Below are 637 nucleotides of genomic sequence, written 5' to 3' on the forward strand. Positions count from 1 at the left end.
TGGAAGAAAAAATTGGAGATATTACTGTATACCAGTATGTTGTTCGCTTAGCCACAGAGGCAGTCACTATTATTAACACTGAAGATTATGGACGCGTTATTTACGATCTTTTTATCCGCCGGTCTTTGATTAATCTTGGCAATGAAGTTGCCAATACAGCCTTTGATGCGCCTGTAGAGCTCACGCCTACCCAACAAATTGAAACGATTGAAAATCAGTTATTTGAGCTCGCCGAAAAAGGAAAATATGGGGGTGGGTTTGAAAACTTTGATACAGCCATTGCAAAAGCACTTAACATGGCAAGTGCTGCAAAAAAGCGTTCCTCACAGCTTTCTGGGATAGCTACCCATATCAAAACCCTTGATGAAAAAATGGGAGGATTACAAGCATCTGACTTAATTATTCTTGCAGGGCGCCCTGGTATGGGGAAAACCTCTCTGGTGACCAATATTGCTTTTAATATTGCCAATGCTTGTAAGCGTGATAACAGCCAAGCCAATGAAGGGGGTATTGTTGGTTTCTTCTCACTTGAAATGTCATCCGAACAGCTTGCAACTCGCATTATCTCAGAACAAATAAAGGTTTCTTCTTCTGATATGCGTCGTGGTAATATCTCAGAAGAGCAATTTACCAACAT

General features: G+C 40.8%; 1 protein-coding gene. It reads left to right on the plus strand.

Annotated elements, in window-relative coordinates:
- The coding region (locus tag ACFING_RS10085; protein ID WP_375630842.1) for a DnaB-like helicase C-terminal domain-containing protein at positions 1 to 637 on the plus strand (637 nt) is incomplete at both ends.

The sequence above is a fragment of the Bartonella sp. AP150HLJHH genome (assembly GCF_042196385.1).
GTDB lineage: Bacteria > Pseudomonadota > Alphaproteobacteria > Rhizobiales > Rhizobiaceae > Bartonella.